This window comes from Methylomonas stagni (assembly GCF_050154735.1).
In the GTDB taxonomy this organism is placed as follows: domain Bacteria; phylum Pseudomonadota; class Gammaproteobacteria; order Methylococcales; family Methylomonadaceae; genus Methylomonas; species Methylomonas koyamae_A.
Map to the genome: position 1 here is coordinate 4847501 of NZ_CP189557.1, position 24722 is coordinate 4872222.

The following is a 24722-nucleotide window of genomic DNA, read 5'->3' on the forward strand; positions in this document are numbered from 1 at the left end:
CGCATGCCGGGCATCGGCGGCAAATCGGTGAGGCGATTGTTGGAGCGGTTCTCGCCCGCCGATGTGTTGGCCGCGTCCCGCGCCGATTTAAGGTCGCTCGACTTTAGCGAACGGCAAATCGATGCCATTCTTCAGCCGGACTGGCAGCGTGTCGACTACGACTTGTCCTGGCTGTCCCAAGCCGGTAATTACATTCTGACGCTGGATGATCCGGAATATCCGGCCCAACTTCGGGAAATCGCCGATCCGCCGCCGGTATTGTTCGTCAAAGGAAAACCGGAACTGTTGCTGGAACCGCAACTGGCCATCGTCGGCAGTCGCAATCCGTCGCCACCGGGGGTGGATACCGCGACCGAGTTCGCCAAGGCCCTGGCCGAGGCCGGCTATACCGTAACCAGCGGCATGGCGCTCGGCATAGACGCCGCCAGCCACTGGGGCGCGCTGAGCGTTGGCGGTAACACCGTCGCGGTGGCCGGCACCGGTTTGGATCGAGTTTATCCGGCTTGCCACAAAGCGCTGGCCACTGAAATCGCCGCGAAAGGTGCGTTGGTTTCTGAATTTCCGCCGGGCACCACCGCGAACGCCGGACATTTCCCCAAACGGAATCGCATCATTAGCGGATTGTGCGTTGGTTTGCTGGTCGTCGAGGCTGCCCAACAGAGCGGTTCGTTGATTACCGCCCGCTTAGCCTTGGAACAAAACCGCGAAGTGTTCGCGATTCCGGGCTCGATTCACAACCCGCTGGCGCGCGGTTGCAACGGTTTGATCCGGCAAGGCGCTAAATTGGTGGAAACCGCCGATGATATTTTTGAGGAATTAGGCCAATACAATCAACGCAGTATGCGGTCTGGCCCCGAATTACCGCAGACGGCGCTTGACCTGGAACAACAAAATCTATTGAATTTGATTCCGTACAGCCCCACAACGGTTGATACGTTGGTCCGGAACAGTAGCTGGGCGGCGGAGGAAGTGTCGTCGATGCTGTTGGTGCTGGAGCTGCAGGGCTATATAGCCGGGGTCGCCGGCGGTAGCTACCTCAGAATCAAGTAAAGGCTTTTAATGAAAGAAGACATTTTTGATGTGCTCATCTATCTGTTCGAAAACTATCTCGACGGCGATAGCGATAACTATCCCGACACTTCGGTCATTGCCAGCGAACTGCTGGATGCCGGTTTTCAGCAGCCCGATGTCAATAGAGCCTTCGATTGGCTGGAGTCGCTGGCCGATATTGAAACCATCTCGACGATCGCTTCCCCGTCCTTTCGGATATTCGGCAGTCAGGAAATGGCGGTTTTCGATCTGGAATGCCGCGACTTTCTGATGTATCTTGAGCACACCGGTATCTTAAGTCCGGCGAATCGGGAGATTGCCATTGATCGGGCGATGGCGCTGAAGGAAGAAGAGATTACGTTGGACAAGTTGAAATGGATCGTGTTGATGGTGCTGCTGAGTCAGCCCGGTGACAGCGCCGCTTTCTCTAGAATGGAAGACATCGTTTACGATCTGATTCCGACTTCTTTGCATTGATAGTACACGGATAGCATGAGCAAGAGTTTAGTCATCGTAGAGTCTCCGGCTAAATGTAAAACCATCGAAAAATACCTTGGGAAAGACTTCCAGGTACTGGCTTCTTACGGCCATGTTCGAGATTTGATTCCCAAGGAGGGCGCCGTCGATCCGGAAAACGGTTTCTCGATGAAGTATCAGGTCATCGACCGCAATCAGCGCCACTTGCAGGAAATCGGCAAAGCTCTGAAAAATGTCGATACTTTGTATCTGGCAACCGACCCTGATCGCGAGGGCGAAGCGATTTCCTGGCACGTCTACGAGCATTTGAAGGAAAAGAAGCTGCTCAAGGATAAGGAAGTTCTGCGGGTAGTCTTCCACGAAATTACCAAAAAAGCCGTTACCGAAGCGATCGCTCATCCGACGGAACTTTCCAATAATCTGGTCAACGCTCAGCAAGCGCGGCGGGCCTTGGATTATTTGGTCGGTTTCAACCTGTCGCCGCTATTGTGGAAAAAGATCCGGCGCGGTTTATCGGCCGGCCGCGTGCAAAGCCCTGCGTTGCGGATGGTCGTCGAGCGCGAACTGGAAATCGAGGCGTTTAAAACTCGCGAATATTGGTCGCATACCGCCGACGCCAGCGCGCAAGGTCAGCCTTTCAAAGCCAAGTTGACGCACTACCGCGGCGAGAAACTCAATCAATTCAGTTTTACCGACGAAGTAGCCGCCACCGCAGCCAAGCAGTCACTGCTGGAACAGGCCGACGGCAAGTTGATCGTCGCCAAACTGGAAAAAAGCAACGAAGCAAGAATCCGGCGCCGCCGTTCATCACCTCGACATTGCAACAGGAAGCGGCGCGTAAGTTGGGTTTCACGACTAAGCGAACGATGATGGTTGCGCAGCAACTCTACGAGGGCATCGATCTGGGGGGCGAGACCGTCGGTTTGATTTCCTATATGCGTACCGACTCGGTCAATCTGGCCGACGAAGCCATCGCCGACATTCGCGCCCTGATCGCCGAAAAATACGGCGCGGCGGACGTGCCCAAGGAACCTCGGCAGTTTAAAACCAAATCAAAAAACGCTCAGGAAGCCCACGAGGCGATTCGGCCGACCTCGGTACAGCGTTTGCCGGAACTGGTAAAAAACCGGCTTAGCGCGGAGCAATTCAAGCTCTATGATCTTATCTGGAAGCGCACCGTCGCCTGCCAGATGATCCACGCCACCTTGAATCAAGTGGCGGTCGATCTGAATTGCGGCAGCGAACAGAACGTGTTTCGTGCCACCGGTTCCACGGTGACCAATCCCGGCTTCATGAAGGTGTATTTGGAAGGCGTGGACGACAGCAAGGAAGCCGCCGACGATCAGGACAGTCTGTTGCCGCCGATGGAAGAAGGCCGCCCGGTGGTGTTGAACGACATCGCCGCGACGCAGCATTTTACCGAGCCGCCGCCGCGTTACAGCGAGGCGAGTCTGGTCAAGGCTCTGGAAGAACACGGCATCGGTCGTCCGTCCACTTACGCGACGATTATCTCGACCTTGCAAAATCGCGAATACGTGACGATAGAAAATAAGCGGTTTTATCCGACCGATGTCGGGCGCATCGTCAACAAGTTCCTGACCGAACATTTCACCAAATACGTCGATTACAGCTTTACCGCCAATCTGGAAGACGACTTGGATGCGGTGTCGCGCGGCGAGAAGGATTGGATTCCGTTGATGAACGACTTTTGGCGGCCGTTCACGCAATTGATTAACGAGAAAGAAGAGAGTGTGCAGCGCAAGGATGTGACCCAGGAAAGCATAGACGAGGCCTGTCCGGAATGCGGTAGCCCGCTGTCGATCCGTTTGGGGCGTAACGGTCGTTTCATCGGCTGTACCAATTACCCAACCTGTTCTTATACCCGAAATATTGGCGAGGAGAGCAGCGCGACAACTGCCGAGCCGGAGGTGGCCGAAGGTCGCGATTGTCCGAAGTGCGCGTCGCCGTTGGTCATCAAGACTGGGCGATACGGCAAGTTTCTGGGGTGTAGTGCCTATCCCAAGTGCAAACACATCGAACCGCTGGAAAAGCCGCAGGACACCGGTGTTGAGTGTCCGCAGTGCAAGCAAGGCAATATCCTTAAGCGCAAGGCTCGCAGCGGCAAAATTTTCTATTCCTGCTCCGAGTATCCCAAGTGCGACTACGCGCTATGGGACGCGCCGATTAAGGAAGCCTGTCCGGAGTGTCATTGGCCGATTTTGACGTTGAAAACCACTAAGCGGCGCGGAACGGAAAAAGTTTGCCCGCAAAAAGAGTGTAAATATGCAACGCCGTACGAAGGCGATCCTGACGATGTTAACGGACCCGCTTAAAACTCGATTGGGGTAATCGAGGACGTTGGCGGGTGGGCCTGAAAAACTAGACGCTTCCGGTTACTCCTCCGCATAAGGGACTTCGGGCAAGGCGAGAGCTTGGCCGATCGATATTCCGTTGTCCGCCGCGAAGCCGGCATTGACTTCCAGCATGTACTTGGTCGCGCGTGCGATTTGGTAAACCCGGCACGGATCCCCGCGGCAGGGCGGTAAATTATCAAGGATGGCGACGACGCGGCCGCTGTCGTCCAAGAACAGCACATCCAGCGGTAGTAAGGTATTTTTCATCCAGATCGAGATGCGTCTGGCGCTGGGATAAACAAACAACATGCCTTCTCGTCGCCCCAATTCCCGTCTGTGCATCAATCCTCTTTCGCGGCTGTCGCGATCGGCCGCGACAGAAACCCACAATGCCAAGTGTTGGTCGGGCAAGTTGATCAAAGTGTTGAAACCCGAATCTTGGGACGCGGCTTCAAGGCGGCAGGAAAAAGTCGTTAGCCACATCAGTAGCAATAAAATGCGAGTTTCGGATAGAGTCATGCCGGAATCAGACGGGCCGGGTTGTGTTTGGGGGGCGGCTGATTATAATGCCGCGTTCATTTATTTTGCGAGCGTGGCGAAATTGGTAGACGCGCTGGATTTAGGTTCCAGTGGTAACCCCGTGGGAGTTCGAGTCTCCCCGCTCGCACCATAGTCTCTTACGCATGGATACTGCGTCCAAGTCTTTAGCTGGCTCCGCTGATCGATTCCCCCATTATTTTTTTAATTTGTTCGAGGTAATGCAATGCAAGTTTCTGTCGAGAAGACATCCGAATTAAGCCGAAAAATGACCGTCAGCATTCCTGACGCCGTGGTTCAGGAAAAAATGGAAACTCGTTTGAAGCGCTTGGGGCGGGAAGTCAAAGTGGATGGGTTTCGGCCGGGTAAGGTGCCCGCCAGCATGATCAGGAAACTGTACGGCGAGCGAGTGCGCGGAGAAGTCACCGGCGATTTGATTCAAACGACGTATTTCGAAGCGCTTCAGCAGCAGGAGTTGGTGCCGGCCGGTCATCCGCACATCCATCCCAGCGAAAAGACCGAGGGTTTCGAGTACGTCGCGGAGTTCGAAGTCTATCCGGAAGTGACCCTGGATGGCATATCCGGGCTGCAAATCGAGCGTCCGAACGCCACGGTCGAGGAAGCGGATGTCGATGCGATGATCGAGAAGTTGCGTCAACAAAAGAAAACCTGGGCGGAAACCGAGAGGGCCTCGCAAGAAGGCGATCAAGTGACGATTCATTTTTCGGGTGTTTCCGAAGGCGAGAATTTCACCGACGGTAAAGTCGAGAATTACAAAGTCGAAATTGGCGCCAAGCAAATGATTCCCGGTTTTGAAGACGAATTGAAGGGTTTGTCGGTCGGCGCCACCAAGACTTTTACAGCGACTTTCCCAGAACAGTACAACAACCCGAAACTGGCGGGTAAATCGGCTGAGTTCGAGGTGGAACTCGTCAAAATCGAAGAACCGGTCTTGCCGGAAGTCAACGAAGAGTTCATCAAGGCTTATGGAGTGGAAGAGGGCGAGCTTGCGGCCTTCCGTTCGGACGTTCGCGCCAATATGGATCGGGAATTGGCTAACGCACTGAAAAACAAATTGAAGACCGCCGCGATGGATGCTTTGTTCGAAAACATCACGTTTACGATTCCGAACGCATTGATCGATCAAGAAGTCGAAGCTCTGATGCAGCCCTACGCCGAACGTGCCAAAAACATGCGGTTGAAGCTGGAAGACCTGAATCTTCCCCGCGATACTTTCGAGGCGCAGGCAAAACGTCGCGTCGCGCTAGGCTTGATTTTGGGCGAGATTATTCAGAAGAACGAGATTAAAGTCGACGCCGATAAAGTGCGCGAAGTCGTTGAAGACATGGCAAAAAGTTACGAGCGTCCGGAAGACGTCATCAATTGGTACTACGCGGATAAAGCCCGCTTGAACGAGGTTCAGCAGATGGTTTTGGAAGATCAGGCTGTTGCTTGGATAGTAAGTCAGGCTAAAATCACCGACGTGACGGTAGGATTTGATGAAGTTATGGAAAAACGTTAACTAAATGAGGGCTTATGATGTTTAACCAAAATGCGATGAACGATATGATGGCACCCCAGGCCGCTGGCGGGTTGGTGCCTATAGTGGTTGAACAAACAGCCCGTGGGGAAAGATCGTTCGACATTTACTCCCGTCTGTTGAAAGAGCGGGTGATATTTCTGGTCGGCAAGGTTGAGGATTACATGGCTAATCTGGTTGTGGCCCAACTGTTGTTTCTGGAATCGGAAAATCCGGACAAGGACATTCATTTGTATATCAATTCGCCGGGCGGTTCGGTAACGGCCGGGATGGCGATTTACGATACGATGCAGTTCATCAAACCGGACGTCAGCACAATGTGCATCGGCCAGGCCGCCAGTATGGGAGCCTTGCTGTTGGCGGGCGGCGCGGCCGGCAAGCGTTACTGCCTGCCGCATTCCAGAGTGATGATTCACCAGCCCTTGGGCGGTTTCCAAGGGCAGGCGTCCGATATCGATATTCATGCGCGGGAAATTCTGGCGATTCGCGATCGTTTGAACAAGGTTTTAGCCAACCATACTGGACAGACCTTGCAAAAAATCGAGCAAGATACCGATAGGGACAATTTTCTCAGCGCCGACCAAGCCGTCGAATACGGTTTGATCGATAAAGTGTTGGCTAGCCGTATTGCGTGATAGCAAGGCGCGGCGCTGATAGGTGCCGCGCCATGCTTGGTTTTGTTTAATTGTTCATCGAAACGATGAAGCGATCTGTTTGGATGGAGTTGGTCCATGAGTAGAGACAAAAAAGGTAAAGACGACGAGAAGCTGCTTTACTGTTCTTTTTGCGGTAAGAGTCAAAACGAAGTCAGGAAGCTAATCGCCGGCCCATCCGTCTACGTCTGCGACGAATGCGTTGAATTATGTAACGAAATTATTCGCGACGAATTGATGGAAGACCAACTGTCGTCCGGATCGTCCGCGGCCCTGCCCAAGCCGAAAGAAATCAAGGCGGAACTCGATAACTATGTGATCGGTCAGGACAAGGCTAAAAAAATCTTGGCCGTCGCCGTCTACAACCACTACAAACGCTTGCGTAGCAATAGCAAAAAATCGGATGTCGAATTGGCGAAGAGCAATATTTTGCTGATCGGTCCAACCGGTTCCGGTAAAACGCTGTTGGCCGAAACGCTGGCCAGATTGCTGGACGTTCCGTTCACGATCGCGGACGCCACGACGCTGACCGAAGCCGGTTATGTCGGCGAGGATGTCGAGAACATCATCCTCAAAATATTGCAAAAATGCGATTACGACGTCGAAAAGGCGGAGACCGGTATCGTTTATATCGACGAAATCGACAAGATTTCCCGCAAATCGGATAATCCTTCGATTACGCGCGACGTGTCCGGCGAGGGCGTGCAGCAAGCGCTGTTGAAGTTGATCGAAGGCACCGTGGCTTCCGTGCCTCCGCAAGGCGGCCGCAAGCACCCCCAGCAGGATTTTCTGCAGGTCAACACCGCGAACATATTGTTCATAGTCGGTGGCGCGTTTGCAGGTTTGGACAAAGTGATTAAACACCGTACCGAAAAAGGCGGCATTGGCTTTTCCGCCGACGTTAAAACCAAGGACGACAAACGCAATGTTGGCGAGATCTTCGCGGACGTGCGCGCCGAGGACCTGATCCGGTATGGTTTGATTCCGGAGTTCGTTGGACGCTTGCCCGTGATCGCTACGCTGGATGAGTTGGATGAGGATGCATTAATTCAAATTCTGACTCAGCCGAAAAACGCGTTGATCAAGCAATATAAGCACTTGTTCGAAATGGAAGGTGCCGAATTGGAGTTCCGCGACGATTCGTTGTCGGCGATTGCCCGCAAATCCATGGAGCGCAAGACCGGCGCCCGCGGTCTTCGAACCATCGTCGAAAACGTGCTGTTGGACACGATGTACGAATTGCCTTCCAACGAAAAAATCGCCAAGGTCGTTATTGACGAAACGGTGATACTTGGCAAGTCCGAGCCGATTTTGGTGTACGAGACCGAGCAGAAAATGGCCGCCTCCGATATATGATGGTTCAATTTTTGCTCTTTTAAGCCCGATCTGCGGCGAAAAGAGGCGTTTATCTTCGGATAAACGCCTCTTTTTTTGTTTCGCCGGAAATACTTGTTTTCTGAAACATCAACCTCATATAGGATTACAGTCAGTTTTCAGTTGCTCAAGAGGGCTAAGCCAATGACCCATTCAAAATCCACAGATGAATTAATTCCCGTACTGCCGCTTAGAGACGTGGTAGTTTACCCGCACATGGTCATACCGCTGTTTGTCGGCAGAGGAATGTCGATAGATGCTCTCGATGCGGCGATCAAACAAGACAAGCAAGTCTTATTGGTGGCGCAGAAGCAAGCGGATGTAGACGCTCCTGGCTTTGACGACTTGTATAAGGTCGGTACCCTGGCCAACATTCTGCAGTTGCTCAAACTGCCGGATGGGACTGTCAAGGTGTTGGTGGAAGGCAATCAACGTTGCTCGGTCATTCAATATCAAGAAGTCGAAAACTATTGCGCGGCTCGCGTCGTCGAATTGGAAGACGAAATCAATGTTTCCGAGCAGGAATTGGATGTGTTGCAGCGAACCGCGATTAACTCCTTCGATCAGTATGTCAAGCTGAACAATAAGATTCCGCCCGAAGTTTTGAATTCCTTGGCCGGCATCGATGACCCCAGTCGCTTAGCCGACACGATGGCGGCGCATATGGCGCTGAAGGTCGATGAAAAACAAGCCATGCTGGAGTTGGTCGATGTCGCCGCGCGTCTGGAAAATCTGATGACCTTGATGGAAGGCGAGGTCGATATTCTGGAAATGGAGAAAAAGATTCGTGGCCGGGTTAAGAAGCAGATGGAGAAAAATCAGCGAGAGTATTACCTGAATGAGCAGATGAAGGCGATTCAGAAGGAACTCGGCGAAATGGATGAAGCCAGCAACGAAATCGAGGAACTGGAGAAGAAAATTGCGGCGGCGGGGATGACCGCCGAGGCGAAAACCAAAGCGACCGCGGAACTCAATAAGCTGAAAATGATGTCGCCAATGTCGGCGGAAGCGACCGTGGTGCGAAACTACATCGACTGGATGGTCAATGTACCTTGGAAAAAGAAAACCAAGGTGAGGCACGATTTGAAGGTGGCGGAAGAGGTTCTGGAAGCAGAGCACTACGGTTTGGAAAAGGTCAAGGAGCGCATCCTCGAATACTTGGCCGTTCAGCAGCGCGTTAAGCAATTAAAAGGGCCTATCCTGTGCCTAGTCGGCCCTCCGGGTGTCGGCAAGACTTCTCTGGGACAGTCGATTGCGCGGGCCACTAACCGAAAATACGTGAGAATGGCGTTGGGCGGCGTACGCGACGAGGCCGAGATTCGCGGTCATCGCCGCACCTATATCGGTTCGATGCCTGGCAAGATTTTGCAAAATCTGTCTAAGATCAAAACTCGCAATCCGATGTTTCTGCTGGACGAAATCGATAAAATGGCTATGGATTTTCGTGGCGATCCGGCTTCGGCATTGTTGGAGGTTTTGGACCCGGAACAGAATCATACCTTTTCAGATCATTATCTGGAGGTCGATTTCGACCTGTCCGACGTTATGTTCGTTGCCACCGCGAACACGATGAATATCCCGGCGCCGTTGATGGATAGGATGGAAATCATCCGCTTGTCCGGCTATACCGAGGATGAAAAAATTAACATCGCCCTCAGATTCCTAGCGCCCAAGCAAATCAAGAATAACGGGTTGGCTGAATCCGAGATTCAAATTTCCGAATCTGCCGTCAAGGACATCATTCGCTACTATACCCGCGAGGCTGGCGTGCGCAGTCTGGAGCGCGAGATTTCCAAAATTTGTCGCAAAGTCGTCAAGGATCTTTTGCTCAAGCCCAGGAAGTCGAAAATCGTCGTCAATGACAAGAACTTGGATAAGTACTTGGGCGTTCGGCGCTTTAGCTATGGGATGGCCGAGGATAACGATCAGGTGGGTCAGGTCACCGGTTTGGCTTGGACTGAAGTCGGCGGAGAGTTGTTGACCATCGAAACCGCGGTTATGCCGGGTAAGGGTAAGCAACTGGCGACCGGTAAGTTGGGCGACGTGATGAAAGAGTCGATTGAGGCGGCGGTGACGGTGGTGCGTAGCCGCGCGGATATCCTCGGTATCGATAGCGACATTTTTCAAAAAACCGACATTCATATCCACGTCCCGGAAGGCGCGACCCCGAAAGACGGCCCCAGTGCGGGTATTGGCATGTGCACCGCGATTATTTCGGCTTTGACGAAAATTCCGGTACGCGCCGACGTGGCGATGACGGGAGAAATTACGTTACGTGGCGAGGTGTTGCCGATCGGGGGATTGAAGGAAAAATTGTTGGCGGCGCATCGTGGCGGCATTACGACGGTGGTTATTCCGGCTGAGAACGAAAAAGACCTCACAGAGATTCCGGACAACATCAAACGCAATCTGACCATCAAGTGCGTACGCTGGATAGACGAGGTTCTCGGCTTGGCCTTGCAGCATCTGCCGACCCCGATTTCTCCGGTGGCGGAGATTGCCGAATCTCCGAGCGGTAAAGTTGACCCGATCAAGCCGGGCGTCGTTGCCCACTGACGGCTCGACCAAGCGGGAAACCTTGTAAATCAAGGACTGCAACGCTTGACACGGCTTGTGGGCGGTTGATATAAATGGCGGCCTCTCTACACCAGAGAGACCGTCATCGGGTTGGTGGATAGCCGGTTGGCACAAACCGCTTGTTTGCAGAGCAATAATTAATAAAACGACATCCTAAGGGGAAATAAATGAATAAATCGGAACTTATCGATGCAATCGCCAGTGCGTCCCAATTGACAAAAGCCGATGCCGGTCGCGCATTGGATGGATTTATCAAAGCCGTCGAAGATTCGCTGAAAAAAGGCGAAGCCGTCGCACTGGTTGGCTTTGGTACATTCGAAGTTAAAGAAAGAGCGGAACGTAAAGGCCGCAATCCACAAACCGGCGAAGAGATCACCATCAAGGCCGCAAAAATTCCTTCATTTAAGGCTGGCAAATCTTTAAAAGATGCTGTAAACTAGTCGCTCTTTAGTCGGGTGCTTAGCTCAGCTGGGAGAGCGTCGCCCTTACAAGGCGAGGGTCGGGGGTTCGAACCCCTCAGCACCCACCAGACTTTGGAGCGGTAGTTCAGTTGGTCAGAATACCGGCCTGTCACGCCGGGGGTCGCGGGTTCGAGCCCCGTCCGCTCCGCCAAAACAGAAACCTCGGGCCGTTGTACGGTCCGAGGTTTTTTTTGCGTGTTAAATTTTGCCTGAAACGCTCAGGTGTCATTCTGTTTTAAGGACAGCGTTTATGCTTTTAGAAATAAGAGAAAAGGTGCAAGGTATCTTTGCATCAATCATATTGATCTTGATATGCGTGCTCTTCGGTTTGTGGGGTATCCAAAACTATCTCGGCGGCGGTAAGGAAATTCCGGTCGTATCGGTAGGCGATAAAGACTTCTATCAGCGCGATGTTCAGCAAGCCTATCAGCAATTCGCGCAGAATCTGGCGGGAATGAAGTTCGACGAAGAGACCCTAAAAAAACAGGCCCTACAAAAACTGATTCGCGACGAAGTTTTACTGCAATATGTGCAGGACGAAAAGCTGCTGGTTAGCGACGAAACCGCCCGCGAATTTATCCAAGGCTTGGAGTATTTCCAAAAAGACGGCAAGTTCGACAAGGCTCAATATCAAACCTTATTGGGCTCGCAAGGTATGTCGTCCGCCGAGTTTGTGAATCGAATCAAGAAGGCTTTGGTGATGGAGCAATTTCAACGGGCGATTATCGATACCAGTTTCGTAACGCCGGCCGAAATCGACAACTTCTTTAAATTGCAAAATCAAACCCGCGATATTGAATATTTGACCCTACCCTTGGTCAAGTCTACCGAGCAACCCAGCGAAGAAGACATCAGCGCCTATTATCAACAGCATCAAGATGCCTATCAGACTGAAGAGCAGGCCTCGATAGACTATGTGGAACTGTCCTTGGATAAATTGGCCGGCGAGATTAAGCCGACCGAAGACCAGCTGAAGGCTTATTACGAAGAGCAAAAAGCTCAGTACACCACAAAGGAACGCCGAAAAATCAGCCACATACTGTTTGCGGTTGGTAAGGAGCAGACCGACCAAGCCGCGCTGCAAAAAGCCCGGCAAGCCCAAGCCGCGTTGCAATCCAAGGATTTCGCCGCGGTTGCCGCCGAAATGTCCGACGACAAGTTGAGCGCTAAAAAGGGCGGCGACTTGGGACTGATTGCGCCAGGCGTCATGGAAAAGCCCTTCGAGGAAGCGGCATTGGCGTTGCAGGTCGGTCAAGTATCCGAGCCGGTCAGGACCTCGTTCGGCTATCATCTGATCAAGGCGACCGAATTGGTGCCAGGTGAAATTAAAACTTACGAGCAAGTCAAGGCCGATGTCGCCAAGGCTTACCAAAAAGCGCAGGCGGAGACTAAATTCAACGAACTGGCCGAGAAACTGGCCGAAGTCAGTTACGAGAATCCGGACAGCCTTGCCGCCGCCGCCGACCTACTGGGCGTGCAACCGCAGAAATCCGGAGTGTTTACCCGTGCCAACGGTGTCGGTATCGCCGCGGAAGAGAAAGTTCGCGCCGTTGCATTTTCCGAAGACGTGTTAAAAGGTAGCAATAGCGAGCCTATTGAAGTTGGTGGTGACAAACTCGTCGTGTTGCGGATGGCCAGTCATCAGCCTGCGTCGGTCAAGGAACTGCAGCAGGTGAAGGCTGAGGTTGCCGCCGCGATCCAGCGCGATCGCGCCAAACAGCAACAGGCTGCGTTGGCCGAGCAGATCCGTCAGGAGCTGGCGGGTGGAAAGAGTTTGACGCAAATTGCGGATGCCCGGCATTTGCAGGCCAAAAAAGTCAATGGCTTGACCCGGATCGGCGGCGATCTGGCGATGCCGGTCAATCAGGCTGTCTTCAAGGCGGCCAAGCCCAAGTCCGGTCAGCCTAGCGTGACGATTATCGACGACGAGAGCGGTGCCAAATTAATTGTTAGCATCAATCAAGTCAACGAAGGCAGAATGACCGATGCGGATAAAAACAAACAAGCCGTGATTGCCAAGAATATGGCGGGCGCGTTCGGCAAGGCTCAGTTCGAATCGGTGTTGAATGCATTGCAAGCCAAGGCGGATATCGAGATCCACGCGCCAAAGCAATAAGCTATCGTGATGACTATGAAAAGGGAGCTTAGGCTCCCTTTTTTATGGGCGTGGGCACACGTTGCCGTCAGGTCCATCTCTTCCGCACATTGGGTTACCGGGCGGCGATCATGGAACTGACAAGTCTGCGTGCGGTATCCGGTTACCTCTGTGTTTGTCAGCGATTATCGGGGATGAGATTCCGGTATCGTCGGGATTCGAGATAGTTGTTCTGTTCGAGCTAGGCTTGCGATAAACTTTAGAAGTAACTACTCAGCGTGCACGCAGGGACTCCTCTCCGCTCGGAGAGGGTTGAGTGGGGCGAGATTGAGGCTTTTTCGTGAATTCGCCTCAACCACCTCGATCAAAAGGGGGCGATCGGCGATTTGCAAGGTGATGCGATTCACTGATTAGTTACCTTAAAAATTAACAACCGGACCGTTGCCACGCAACTCTGTCCTTTCTTTAACGGCTTGATTTTAAGGAGCTACATGATTATCAAACCTCGCGTTCGCGGTTTTATGTGTGTCACCACCCATCCGGTCGGCTGCGCCGCCAACGTCAAACAGCAAATCGACTACGTTAAAAGCGGCGGAGCGATAGCGGGCGGCCCCAAAAACGTACTGATTTTAGGCGCATCCACAGGCTACGGTTTGGCATCGCGTATCGTCGCGGCATTCGGTGCCGGCGCCAAAACCCTAGGGGTGTTTTTCGAACGCGAAGGAACCGCCGATAAACCCGGTACCCCCGGCTGGTACAACTCCGCGGCTTTTCATCAATTCGCCGAAGCCGAAGGTTTGTATGCGAAAAGTATCAACGGCGATGCCTTTTCCGACGACATCAAACAAAAAGCCATCGATGCCATCAAACAGGATTTCGGCAAAATCGATTTGGTGGTCTACAGTTTGGCCGCGCCGCGCCGCGCCCATCCGAAAACCGGGGTGACCTACAATTCGACGCTGAAACCCATCGGCAAGGACTTGGTGCAAACCGGTATCGATACCGACAAAGAGGTCATCAAGGAATTCACGCTGCCCGCGGCATCCGACGAAGAAATCGCCAATACCGTCGCGGTGATGGGCGGCGAAGACTGGCAAATGTGGATAGACGCATTGGCTGACGCCGACGTTCTGGCGCCCGGCGCAAAAACCACGGCGTTCACCTATCTTGGCGAGAAAGTAACCAAGGACATCTATTGGGACGGTACGATAGGCGCGGCGAAGCAGGATTTGGACAAGCGCGTTGTCGACATACGGCACAAGCTGGCCGCGCTAGGCGGCGATGCCAGGGTGTCGGTATTAAAAGCCGTGGTCACCCAGGCTAGCGCTGCAATTCCGATGATGCCCTTGTATCTGGCGCTGTTGTTCAAGGTCATGAAGGAAGCTGGTACCCATGAAGGTTGCATCGAACAAGTCAACGGCTTGTTCCGGGACAGTCTCTATGGGGCAGAGCCGATTCTCGATGAAGTAGGTCGCATTCGCGCCGACTTAAAGGAATTGGCCCCTCAAGTACAAGATGAGGTCAGCGAGCTCTGGTCTCGGATCGATAACGAAAATATCAACGAGTTGACGGACTTTGCCGGCTACAAGCAAGATTTTCTGCGGTTATTCGGCTTCGAGGTCGATGGCGTGGATTACGATGCCGACGTCAATCCGGAAGTGCCGATCGTCAATTTGGCTTAGGCGGGGCGTTTCGGTGGGTAGCCATCGTTGCCCATCGGCAATTGCTAGGCGCGGTACGCCGGAGAAGTCCCGGATACTTCGTTGAAGAATAGGCCGACAGGCCGGGGTGGATTGGGTTTGAACCGCCCCGGTTCAAAATCAGTGTCTCCGACACTTTCGTTTACACTCCGCCAATCATTGGAAATATGCAAACGTCCTCCGTTACCAGAGACTGGATACTCTACTCATTGCTTGGCTTGGTTATCGTACTGATTTTGCTAGCAATGTATCAAATCGATAGGCAATGGCTGAAGCTCAGCGACATGCAAACCGCACTGGCAGATCAGGCGCAAGCGGTGAGGGAGTTGCGCGGTCTGGCCGGTAGCGGGGCGTTGAGTGCGCAAACGGCGAACCCGCCAAGCAGTCAGGTTGCTCAAGCCTTTCAGCGCGCCTACGCGGCAACCAAGTTGGCCGATTACGCCCGGGGCGATTGGAGCGTCGAAGCCTTCGGCACTAATCTGAAAACCATCACGCCGCTGATATCGACCGATGCTTACGCCGCCAACGTGCAAAGCTACGTGCAGGAAAGCCTGATCACCCGCAATCCGGATACCTTGGCCTGGGAAGGTTTGGTCGCGAAAAACTGGACGGTTAGCGAGGATGGTTTAACGATCAGCTTTGACTTGCGCGACGACGTTTCTTTTTCCGACGGCCAGCCGCTGACCGCTGAAGACGTGGCGTTCACATTTACGTTCATCATGACCGACGCGATTCAGGCGCCGCGCGACCGTGCTTATCTGGAAAAAATTCAGTCAGTCAAGGCCGATGGCAAAAATCGAGTGACGTTCGTGTTTAAAGAGCCTTATTTCGAGGCGCTGTCACTGGCCGGCGGCATGAACATCATGCCCAAGCATTTTTACGAACCTTATCTAAAGGAACCGAAAAAATTCAACGAATCCAAAGGCTTGTTGCTCGGCAGCGGCCCTTATAGATTGGCCGACCCGAAAAACTGGACCCCGGATCAGGGCAGCGTCGAATTGTTGCGCAACGAGCGCTATTGGGGCGACGTTCAGCCGGCCTACAACCGCATCCTCTGGAAAATTATCCAAAACGACAGTGCCCGTTTGACCACCTACCGCAACGGCGACATCGATTCCTATTCCGCGCGCCCGGTAGAATACCGACAGCTCCAAAACGATGCGCAAATTCAGGGCAAAAGCCAGAGCTTCGAATACATGCCGCCGGTCGTCGGATACAGCTATATCGGCTGGAACCAGATACGCGGCGGTAAGCCGACTCGTTTCGCCGACAAGCGGGTACGTCAGGCCATGACCTACCTGACCGATACCGGCCGGATTATCAAGGACGTGTTTCTCGGTTACGCCGAGCCGGCAGTCAGTCCGTTTGGCAACTCCAGCAAACAGCACGCCGCCTTGCAGCCCTATCAAGCCAATCTCGATAAGGCCAAGGCTTTGTTGAAAGAAGCCGGCTACGAAGATCGCAATAAAGACGGCGTTTTGGAAGACCAGGCCGGCCAAGCATTCGAGTTCAAACTGACCTATTTTCAGGCCAACGAAGATACCAGCCGTATGGTGCTCTTGCTGAAAGATCTGTACGCCAAGGCCGGAGTCAAGTTGGTGCCGTTTCCGCAGGAATGGCCGGTGATGCTGGAAAATCTGGATAAAAAAGACTTCGACGCGATCACCTTGGGCTGGACCAGCAGCATCGAAACCGATTTGTACCAAGCCTTCCATAGCTCGCAGGCGATCAGCAAGGGCGACAATTTCATCGGTTACCAGAATCCTGAATTGGACAAGCTGATCGATGAAGCTCGCCGTACCGTCGACGAAGCCAAGCGCATGCCGCTGTGGCAACAGGCGGAACGCATACTCTACGAAGATCAGCCGTACACGTTCCTGATGCGCCGTAAAAGTTTGTTGTTCGTCGACAAGCGCATCCACAACCTGCAAATGACCAAGTTGGGTCTGAATCTGGGCTCGCTGCCGCTGGAAAACTACGTGCCGCTGGCCCAGCAAAAATACACGCAATAAAGTCATGACGAGCTTGCAGCGTTGCGTCACCCCGGCAGGGATTGCCGGGGACCAGATACCATGGAGGGTGTTGGCCTTGAACGTCCCTGAAGTCTGGAGCTCGGCAATCCCGGCCGATTTGACATGGATTTTTCTCTCGGCACTCAAAAGGAATTCGTTATGCTGACTTATTTGCTGCGCCGCCTGTTGTTGATGGTGCCGACCCTGCTCGGCATCACCGTGGTCGTGTTTGCCGTGATGGCAGCCTCGCCGGGCGGTATCAGCGCCCAGACTTTGGTCGGCGGCATGGACATGAAACCGCAGGAAAAGCAGGCTTTGCTGGATTATTACAACAAGCGCTACGGCCTGGATCAACCTGCGCCGCTGCAATACCTGCGTTGGCTGAACAATGTGTCGCCGATCGGCTTCGTCGACGACGAACAAGGTCATAAGTCGTTCTCGCTGACCAAAGGCATGGACCTCGGTACCAGCTTTCAATACGGCCGACCGGTCGCCGACATTCTGGCCGAACGTATCCCGATTACCTTGTTGCTGAATCTGGTGACCATACCGTTCACTTATGCGCTGGCCATCTGGATCGGCATGAAGTCTGCAACCGAACGCGGCGGCGCCTTCGACATCGGCGCCAGCTTGTCGATGTTGGCTCTGTGGTCGATTCCGACCATGCTGGCCGGCGTGTTGCTGCTGGGCTTTTTCGCTAATATCCAATATTTCCAATGGTTCCCGACCGCGGGCCTCAGCGCCCGCGAGGCGCTGGACATGCCGTTTCTGCCGCATTGGAACGACAGCGGCTTCGTGCGCGGCTTTCTGCTGGACCGGATCTGGCATCTGGTACTTCCGGTGATCTGCTTGTCCTACGGCGGTTTCGCCGCGCTGGCGAAATTGACCCGCACCTCGATCCTGGAGAACCTGCACGCCGACTACGCCCGCACCGCCCGCGCCAAGGGTTTGGCCGAACGCGACGTGCTGTGGACGCACGTGTTCCGCAACAGCTTGTTGCCGTTGATTACGGTCTCGGCCGGCTTGTTGCCTAGTTTGTTGGCCGGCTCGTTGATCGTCGAGAACATTTTCAGCATCAACGGCATGGGCCAATTGGCGGTGGAAGCGGTGAAGGGCAGGGACCGCGAGCTGGTGTTGTCGATTACCTGGATCAGCGGCTTTCTAACCCTGGTCGGCTATTTGATCGCCGACTTCTGCTACACCTTGGCCGATCCTAGGGTGAGTTATGACTAAGTTGCTACAACCCCGGTCCTTAAACATCGTTCGCCCTGAGCTTGTCGAAGGGCGCACCACATCAGGCTTCGAAAAGCCTGTCCTAAGGGCAGTCGCAGGGCTCAGACTCTATACCCCAGAGGGTGGCAACGGAATACCTGTAAAAATCAGGGGCAGGTTAAAAGTCGCATCGTGCGAATCGACTTGCCGCTATACGGCGTATCAAACAGGGTAGCCAATGGCGTCATCTCCTAAATCCTTAATCAGCCGGCAATCCTTCTCCGCCCGTATCTGGCGCCGCACGCTGGACGGCGTCGGCGTCAAATTCGGACTGGCTTGGGTCGGCGTGTTGGTGTTGTTCGCGGTGTTCGCGCCATTCCTCGCCAACTCGATGCCATTGGTGATGAGCAAGAACGGCGAAATCACTTTCCCGGTGTTACGCTATCTGTCGATTGAGGATGCCTGGATACTGGTGGCATTTTTCATCGCGCTGGCCGTGTCCCGGCTGCCGCTCGCGGGCGGTGCCAAGTTTCTAGTATTTTTGTCCGGCACCGCCGTCGCCGCATTAATTGCCAACCTGACAGTCCAGCCGCCAGCACTGGTGATTTACGACGATTTTCGCGGCCCGCAGTACTCCGAGGTGGATTGGAAAGTCATGCCGCCGATTCCCTATGCGCCCGGCGACTATCTGCGCGACCTGGGCAGCAAGGGCCTGGAGGCGCCGTTCGCCAGCGCGGGCCACACGCATTGGATGGGCACCGAGGAAAACGGCGCCGACGTGCTGAGCCGCATGATCCACGCCAGCCGGATTGCATTGAGCATAGGCTTCATCGCCACCGGCATCGCGCTAGCCATCGGTATCGTCGTCGGCGGGTTGATGGGCTATTTCTCCGGCATCGTCGACATGCTCGGCATGCGGCTGGTGGAAATCTTCGAGGACATTCCGACCTTGTTTTTGTTGCTGACCTTCGTCGCCTTCTTCGGCCGCAGCCTGTACATGATGATGGTCATCATCGGCGTCACCGGCTGGTCCGGTTACGCTCGTTACGTGCGTACCGAGTTTTTAAAACTGCGCAAGCAGGATTACGTGCAAGCGGCGATTGCCAGCGGTTTACCGCTACACTCGATACTGTTCCGCCATATGCTGCCCAATGGCGTCGCGCCGTTACTGGTCGCGGTCAGCTTCGGCGTGGCCGGGGCGATCTTGTCGGAAGCCACGCTGAGCTTTCTCGGGCTTGGCGTGGTCGATGCGCCGTCTTGGGGGGCGATGCTGGATCAGGCGGTCAAGTCTTCGACCTTCAATTGGTGGATGGCGGTGTTTCCCGGCGGCGCAATTTTCATGACCGTGTTCGCCTACAACCTGATCGGCGAAGCCTTCAGGGATGCGATCGATCCGAAACTGGCGCGCCGCAACGGAGGCGAGTCGTGAATCGGCCCTTGCTGCAAGTCAAACACCTGCGCACCTATTTACAAACCGGCGGCGAGCCGGTCAAGGCCGTCGAGGACGTCAGCTTCGATATTCCGCAAGGCGAAACCTTTTGTCTGGTCGGCGAATCCGGCAGCGGCAAGTCGATCAGCGCCTTGTCGGTGATTCGCCTATTGCCGGACGGCATTGCCAGCCATCCGAGCGGCGAAATCATTTTCGACGGCCGCGACCTGCTGGCCTTGCCCGACGCCGACATCCGCCAGGTGCGCGGTGCTCAGATCGCGATGATTTTTCAAGAGCCGATGACTTCGCTGAATCCGGTGCTTAGCGTCGGCGAGCAAATTATCGAAGCGTTGCACCTGCATTTTCCAAACATGAGCGCGGAAGAAGCGGAGCAACGCGCGGTCGTGGCGTTGACCCAAGTGCAAATCCCCAACCCCGGCGCGCGCTTTCGCGATTACCCGCACCAATTGTCCGGCGGCCAGCGCCAGCGGGTGATGATAGCGATGGCCCTGGCCTGCCAGCCCAAGCTGTTGATCGCCGACGAACCGACCACTGCGCTGGACGTCACTGTGCAAGCCGAAATCCTGCGCCTGATGCGGCAATTGCAGGACGACACCGGCATGAGCATGCTGTTCATTACCCACGACTTCGGCGTCGTCGCGCAAATGGCGCACTGGGTCGGCGTGATGCAGTTCGGTCGTCTGGTCGAGGCCGGCCGTTGCCGCGACGTGCTGGGTAGTCCGCGACATCCGTATACCCAAAAGTTGCTGGCCTCGGTGCCGGAAAATCTCGCCAAACCAGAAGCCTCCGCACCGCCAACCACCGTTCGCGCTGAGCCCGTCGAAGCGCCAGCTATTGAAGGCTCTAACCGCGCCTGCGCTGAGAGCAGCGTCGTCAAACTAAGCCGCTTGCTGAGCGGAGTTGAAGCAAACGGCGTCAGCTCCGCTCAGCCGGCGGTTTTCGCAAAGACAAGTTCCGGCAATACGCCGTCCCAAGCGGAAGAGCAGTCTCAAGCCTTAATCCAAATCCGCAACCTGAAAGTCTGGTTTCCGGTGCGCAAGGGCTTGTTGCGCCGCGTGGTCGATCACATCAAGGCTGTCGATGATGTGAGCCTGGACATTCCTCGCGGCGAAATCGTTGCGCTGGTCGGCGAATCCGGCTGCGGCAAAACCACGCTGGGCCGGGCCGTGTTGCAACTGGAGCCGCCGACCGCCGGCAGCATCAAGATAGCCGGCCGGGAACTGGTCGGCCTGTCGGCCCAGGAGCTAAGACCTTTGCGCCGGCAAATGCAAATCGCCTTTCAAGACCCGCAATCGTCGCTGAATCCGCGCCTGCTGGTCGAAACCACGTTGACCGAACCGATGCAGGTGCACGGCATCGGCGCCAGCCGCGACGAACGCATCGCTTTGGCCGAGCAATTGTTGGACGACATGCAGCTGGGCCGCGAGTCGCTGTGGCGCTACCCTCACGAATTCTCCGGCGGCCAGCGCCAACGTATCGGTCTTGCCCGCGCCCTGGCCCTGAATCCGGAATTCATCGTCTGCGACGAAATCACCAGCGCGCTGGATGTGTCGGTGCAGGCGGAAATCCTGCAACTATTGCTGGATATTCGCCGCCGCCGCAACCTGACTTTGTTGTTCATCACCCATAATATCGGTGTAGTGGAGTATCTCAGCGACAGGACAGTGGTGATGTATCAGGGGAAAATTGTCGAGCAGGGGGCTACTGCTCAGGTTTGTGGGGCGCCGGAGCATGCTTATACTCAAAAGTTGTTGGGGGCGGTGCCGAGGTTGGTGGTTTAATATTGACTGTGTTTTTATTCTGGATGTTGGGGATGAGGGGTCGGTATGGTTCATGTGAAGAAGATTCTCGGATATTTTAATATTCAATTGAATTTAAATAAAATAACGTGTGATTTCGACAGGAATAAATTTGTAAGGATTTGTCTTCTTATTTGGCTGGTTATTGTTCTAATTGGTTTGAAGTTTATTGATGTTGCTAGGTATCAAAATAAGCCTATTAAAGAATATGTTGATATGTTTATTTCTTTATTTGCGATTACTGTAATAGTTGAAAGGAGTATTGCTGTCATTTTTCAATTTGCTCGTGTTCCAGGGCTAATGCTCCTTGAACAGAAACTGGTTGATGAGGTGGGGCGTTATGATTATTGGGGAAATATAACCACTCCAGAGAAGCAAGATGAAAGACTTGAACAATTAAAGGAATGGAATAAGGCTATAAGGTTGACTAAGCATCAAATTCGCATGTACAGAAAAGACAATAAAATATTAATGACTCTTGTTGGGTTGCTTATATGTACTGTTATCACTGTTTGTGGTGTGCGTATTTTGCATCAATTTGTCAATGTAAATGATATGTCTTGTGTGCAGAAAACAATATTCAGATTTATTGACATAATACTAACTGCGGTTGTTCTCGCGGGAGGTAGTCAAGGACTTCATGCTTTAGCGAGTACAATACTTCGATTTATTCAAGAAGTTACAAATCAAAAAACATATTCCAGAAAATCAACGTCTAAGGGCGGACTCAAAAAAGAAGTGCAACGCCTCGATACTAATGAATGAGATTTGACTGTTGAGCCCGCGTAGGTACGATTAGCAGTTGTGTAGGGTGGGCACGTTTTTTGTGCCCACGCGAAAATAGCCCGTGTATATACAATTAGCGGCAGCGTAATCGTACGCATGGTGTGAGTTTGCCTCGACTTTTTTAATGTCGGGTTTCGGCCCGACAGCCGAGATACTTTTCTTTGCTTGTCCAAAGAAAAGTATCCAAAAGAAACGACACCCCATGCCGCTTCATCCTGCGCGCCGGCGATTTTGGCGAGGGTTTTCGGAAGGGCTGTCCTAGCCCTCCGAAAACAAGCGGCATCCCTGCCGCTCCCCTGGCGGGCATCTCTCGCCAAAATCCCCGGTGCTCGGCGCGGCATCAGGGGGAGAAAACCGTCCCGAAATTTAACGTTGCGTAGGGTGGGCACGGCTTTTTGTGCCCACGCGAAAATAGCCCGTGTAGCCACGTAGGGTACGCATCGCGTACCTTGTTGATGTTTATTTTAACGTCGGGTCTCGGCCCGACAGCCGAGTTTCTTTCTTTTTTTGGTCAAAAGAAAGAAACCAAAGAAAAGGCCACCCCATGCCGCTTCATCCTGCGCGCCGGCGATTTTGGGGAGGGTTTTCGGAAGGGCTGTCCTAGCCCTCCGAAAACGAGCGGCATCCCTGCCGCGCCCCTGTCGGGCGAATCCGCTCAAACCCTCCGGTGCTCGGCGCGGCATCAGGGGACAACCCCCGTCACGATTGTAACGTTGCTTAATCAATACGCTCAGCCTTGCAATCTCTCGCTGCGGAGCTTGGCGCCATGGGATCGTCGCATTGGAGTACAAATTTAGATTTGTACTCCAATGCGTGGCTTGGGCGGCTCCGGTTGGGGAGAGCGGGGTTGAATCGCGGCTGGTCGGCCGAGAAAAAAACACTCGGCATCGAGTATCGTTGGGTCGGCGTCGGGCAAAAAAACTCGGCGTCGAGTATCGTTGGTTCGGCGTCGGGCAAAAAATACTCGGCATCGAGTATCGTTGGTTCGGCGTCGGGCAAAAAATACTCGGCGTCGAGTATCGTTAGGTCGACGTCGGGCAAAAAACACTCGGCATCGGGTATCGTTGGTTCGGCGTCGGGCAAAAAATACTCGGCGCCGGGTATCGTTGGTTCGGCGTCGGGCAAAAAATACTCGGCGCCGGGTATCGTTGGTTCGGCGTCGGGCAAAAAATACTCGGCGCCGGGTATCGTTGGTTTGGCGTCGGGCAAAAAACACTCGGCGTCGAGTATCGTTAGGTCGGCGTCGGGCAAAAAACACTCGGCGTCGAGTATCGCCGGGTCGGCGTCGGGCAAAAAACACTCGGCGTCGAGTATCGCCGGGTCGGCGTCGGGCAAAAAACACTCGGCGTCGAGTATCGCCGGTTCGGCGTCGAGCAAAAAGACTCTCTGCCGCATGTCGCTGGCGGTCGGCCCTAGACTCCCGATACCGGCGAATTTTTGCGATTTTTGATCGGTGAAAAGGCTAGGAATGCGATGCCGCTGAACAAAAATCAGGCCGAAGGCGTTAACGGAACGCTGGTTGAAAGCGTACTCAGCATTGTCGAATCGCCGGCTGTAAATTGTGCGGTCATGCTATGCGCCGCGTCCGCCGTGCCGGCGATATCGCTGCCGTCCGCCCAAAACGCATTGGCGGTTCGCGGTCCTATAGCCCGCGAGACTGCCACGACGAAAATTGCCCCTTACGCCCTGCGGGTCGCGGTATCGTGATCGCACGGTTCGTGCTCGACGATCAAAATGGCTTGGCGTCGGGCGAGTCGTTGGTGACGACGGCAGGCGAGGTGCGGCATAGCCGCTGCTACGGATTCGCCAGATAGTTAAAAAATTCCCGCAGCCAATCCTGACCGCGTTTTTTCGGAAATTGGTTGGGATGCCGCTTGACCCATTTCAGCGCGTAAATCATCGGCACCGAATCCAAATCCTTGATGTGGTTGGTCCGCCAAAGCTTGCGGACGATCTTGGATACTTGAAACTTCAACTCGATGTGCTTGACGTGTTCCGGCGTCGGATTTCGGCAATGTTCGGCTGGCGAGGTGACCAAATACTCCCGACAAGCCAGCGGCCGAACCGGGTGAATCGAACAGCTTTCCGCTTCCAAAAACGGGCAGGCCACGCCAGAATGAAAATAACGTAGCGCGTGCGTCTGGACCGCTTCGTGCGTCGTTCCTTCTGCCAGCATCCGTTCCAATTGGCCCAGCCAGTCGATCTCGTCCAGTTTGGCACAGCCGTCGGCAAACCGTTGCTTGACCGTCGAGCGCTTCGGCTCGGGCATTTGTTCAACCAGTCCGGCGATCTGATAGGCCTCGAACTCCGCCAACGGCACCACTTGCCGGCAGCAAGCGCCGCAGCCGGCTTGGCAGGAAATGGTTTCGTTGTCCGCGACGAATACCTCGACCGCGGTTTCGACGACGGCGTTGTTGATGCGATGCAGCGCCGGCAGGATCGCGACCGGCGTGACTTTTTCCGCCGGTGCGCTGAGTTCCAATTCTATCGGTTTGCCGTAAAGCGTCAGTTTGATGTTGGCGGGCGTGGTTTTGCGCATAGGCTCTGCTCAAGGAATCGGAAAATTGTTGCTAAGCCCGGTTTGCCGGCGACGATGGACGGCAAGCGGCGGGCGCTTGGGGTTATTGACAGGGTTCGCCAAGCGC

Annotated in this window: 18 protein-coding genes, 3 tRNA genes and 1 pseudogene; 19 read left to right on the forward strand and 3 right to left on the reverse strand. The window is 54.2% G+C overall.

Going from position 1 to position 24722, the window contains the following annotated elements:
• Positions 1-3: 3 nt before the first annotated feature.
• From dprA to topA, 3 genes and pseudogenes are all read left to right on the forward strand, one after another.
• Positions 4-1050: a DNA-processing protein DprA gene (dprA, locus tag ACP4CD_RS22200; RefSeq protein ID WP_064031310.1), complete on the forward strand. Its 1047-nt coding sequence runs from the start codon at positions 4-6 to the stop codon at positions 1048-1050.
• 9 nt (positions 1051-1059) lie between these two features.
• Entirely contained in the window at positions 1060-1527 is a 468-nt protein-coding gene (locus ACP4CD_RS22205; RefSeq protein WP_064031311.1) for a DUF494 family protein, read from the forward strand.
• A 15-nt stretch (positions 1528-1542) separates the two neighbouring features.
• Positions 1543-3860: pseudogene (gene topA, locus ACP4CD_RS22210) on the forward strand (type I DNA topoisomerase).
• 60 nt (positions 3861-3920) lie between these two features.
• Here topA and ACP4CD_RS22215 read toward each other — a convergent pair.
• A complete protein-coding gene (locus ACP4CD_RS22215) occupies positions 3921-4400 on the reverse strand; it encodes a DUF192 domain-containing protein (RefSeq protein ID WP_426992672.1) in 480 nt (159 codons plus the stop codon).
• A 67-nt stretch (positions 4401-4467) separates the two neighbouring features.
• Between ACP4CD_RS22215 and ACP4CD_RS22220 the strand changes: the two genes are divergently transcribed.
• The 15 genes from ACP4CD_RS22220 to ACP4CD_RS22290 all read left to right on the forward strand — a co-directional run bounded on the left by ACP4CD_RS22220 (position 4468) and on the right by ACP4CD_RS22290 (position 22056).
• A tRNA-Leu gene (locus ACP4CD_RS22220) sits at positions 4468-4551 on the forward strand.
• Between the two features lie 93 nt (positions 4552-4644).
• A complete protein-coding gene (tig, locus tag ACP4CD_RS22225; protein ID WP_426992673.1) occupies positions 4645-5940 on the forward strand; it encodes a trigger factor in 1296 nt (431 codons plus the stop codon).
• Between the two features lie 17 nt (positions 5941-5957).
• Positions 5958-6593, forward strand: coding sequence for an ATP-dependent Clp endopeptidase proteolytic subunit ClpP (gene clpP / locus ACP4CD_RS22230; protein ID WP_064031324.1), 636 nt, complete (start codon positions 5958-5960; stop codon positions 6591-6593).
• A 96-nt stretch (positions 6594-6689) separates the two neighbouring features.
• Positions 6690-7967, forward strand: coding sequence for an ATP-dependent Clp protease ATP-binding subunit ClpX (gene clpX, locus ACP4CD_RS22235; RefSeq protein ID WP_064031315.1), 1278 nt, complete (start codon positions 6690-6692; stop codon positions 7965-7967).
• Between the two features lie 162 nt (positions 7968-8129).
• A complete protein-coding gene (lon, locus tag ACP4CD_RS22240; protein ID WP_426992674.1) occupies positions 8130-10541 on the forward strand; it encodes an endopeptidase La in 2412 nt (803 codons plus the stop codon).
• A 188-nt stretch (positions 10542-10729) separates the two neighbouring features.
• Complete coding sequence (locus ACP4CD_RS22245) at positions 10730-11002, forward strand: HU family DNA-binding protein (RefSeq protein WP_064031317.1); 273 nt, start codon at positions 10730-10732, stop codon at positions 11000-11002.
• Positions 11003-11015: 13 nt separating this feature from the next.
• Positions 11016-11091: transfer RNA gene (locus tag ACP4CD_RS22250), tRNA-Val, on the forward strand.
• A gap of 6 nt (positions 11092-11097) precedes the next feature.
• Positions 11098-11174, forward strand: a tRNA-Asp gene (locus ACP4CD_RS22255).
• Positions 11175-11273: 99 nt separating this feature from the next.
• Positions 11274-13139 (forward strand): SurA N-terminal domain-containing protein, encoded by a 1866-nt coding sequence (locus tag ACP4CD_RS22260; protein ID WP_426992675.1) that lies wholly within the window; start codon positions 11274-11276, stop codon positions 13137-13139.
• A 470-nt stretch (positions 13140-13609) separates the two neighbouring features.
• Positions 13610-14800, forward strand: a complete 1191-nt coding sequence (fabV, locus tag ACP4CD_RS22265; protein ID WP_426992677.1) for an enoyl-ACP reductase FabV — start codon at positions 13610-13612, stop codon at positions 14798-14800.
• A gap of 185 nt (positions 14801-14985) precedes the next feature.
• A complete protein-coding gene (locus ACP4CD_RS22270; RefSeq protein WP_426992679.1) occupies positions 14986-16830 on the forward strand; it encodes an ABC transporter substrate-binding protein in 1845 nt (614 codons plus the stop codon).
• A gap of 123 nt (positions 16831-16953) precedes the next feature.
• Complete coding sequence (locus tag ACP4CD_RS22275) at positions 16954-18063, forward strand: ABC transporter permease (protein ID WP_426992681.1); 1110 nt, start codon at positions 16954-16956, stop codon at positions 18061-18063.
• 217 nt (positions 18064-18280) lie between these two features.
• Positions 18281-19471: an ABC transporter permease gene (locus tag ACP4CD_RS22280; RefSeq protein ID WP_426992683.1), complete on the forward strand. Its 1191-nt coding sequence runs from the start codon at positions 18281-18283 to the stop codon at positions 19469-19471.
• Positions 19468-21273, forward strand: a complete 1806-nt coding sequence (locus tag ACP4CD_RS22285; protein WP_426992684.1) for an ABC transporter ATP-binding protein — start codon at positions 19468-19470, stop codon at positions 21271-21273. The genes ACP4CD_RS22280 and ACP4CD_RS22285 overlap by 4 nt, the downstream gene beginning before the upstream one ends.
• 54 nt (positions 21274-21327) lie before the next feature.
• The gene (locus ACP4CD_RS22290) at positions 21328-22056 is read left to right on the forward strand and encodes a hypothetical protein (RefSeq protein ID WP_426992685.1); all 729 of its coding nucleotides are present in this window, start codon (positions 21328-21330) and stop codon (positions 22054-22056) included.
• A gap of 738 nt (positions 22057-22794) precedes the next feature.
• Here the strand turns inward: ACP4CD_RS22290 and ACP4CD_RS22295 are convergent.
• A complete protein-coding gene (locus tag ACP4CD_RS22295) occupies positions 22795-23472 on the reverse strand; it encodes a hypothetical protein (protein WP_426992686.1) in 678 nt (225 codons plus the stop codon).
• Positions 23473-23550: 78 nt separating this feature from the next.
• Here ACP4CD_RS22295 and ACP4CD_RS22300 point away from each other — a divergent pair, with 78 nt between their 5' ends.
• Positions 23551-23784, forward strand: coding sequence for a hypothetical protein (locus ACP4CD_RS22300; protein ID WP_064029260.1), 234 nt, complete (start codon positions 23551-23553; stop codon positions 23782-23784).
• Between the two features lie 88 nt (positions 23785-23872).
• Here ACP4CD_RS22300 and ACP4CD_RS22305 read toward each other — a convergent pair whose 3' ends face one another.
• A complete protein-coding gene (locus ACP4CD_RS22305; RefSeq protein WP_426992687.1) occupies positions 23873-24616 on the reverse strand; it encodes a YkgJ family cysteine cluster protein in 744 nt (247 codons plus the stop codon).
• Positions 24617-24722: the final 106 nt, after the last annotated feature.